The organism is Stenotrophomonas sp. 05N423 (assembly GCF_056397145.1).
This window is the reverse complement of the sequence record NZ_JBFTMV010000028.1, coordinates 1-701: the sequence shown is the minus strand read 5'-3', so window position 1 is coordinate 701 and position 701 is coordinate 1. Positions and strand designations below refer to the sequence as shown.

The window sequence follows — 701 nt, the reverse complement described above, 5'->3', positions numbered from 1 at the left end:
AGGCGGCCGGCACGTCCACGCTGCAGGTGACGGTGGACGGCCTGCTGGACAACAGCGCTGATGGCCTGCTCGCCAGCGGCGGCGAYCTGAGTCTGGAMGYSRCCACGCTCGACAACACGGAGGGGCGCATCGAGCACGCCGGCGACGGCGCATTGTCGATCCGTGCCGACACCCTCAACGGCCGGCGTGGCACGATCGCCAGCAATGGCGCATTGGACCTTCGCGGCGAAACGACGGATCTGACCAACGGTACGACGGTCGCCCAGCGCATCGCCGTCACCACCGGCAACCTGACCACCGCCGGCGGACAGCTGATCGCAGCCGGCACGGATGACCTGCGCGTGCAGGTGCGCAACGCGTTGGACAATGCCGACGGCATCATTGCCACCAACGGCRCGCTGCAGCTGGACGCCGGCACGGTGAACAACCGCGCCGGCACGCTGCAGGCGGCCGGCAGCGGCGATACGCGCCTGAGCGTGTCGGGTGTGCTCGACAACACTGCGGGCACCGTGGCCGCGGCGGGCAATACCCACCTCACCGCCGCTGAGCTGCGCAATGTCGGCGGTGCCGTGCAGGCGGCCGGCACGTCCACGCTGCAGGTGACGGTGGACGGCCTGCTGGACAACAGCGCTGATGGCCTGCTCGCCAGCGGCGGCGAYCTGAGTCTGGAMGYSRCCACGCTCGACAACACGGAGGGGCGC

1 protein-coding gene is annotated in these 701 nt (G+C 70.4%); it reads left to right on the top strand.

Features of this window, described 5'->3' with window-relative positions:
* Positions 1-701 (top strand): hypothetical protein (locus AC1DGW_RS16820; protein WP_478025193.1); only part of this gene is annotated, 701 nt, incomplete at both ends.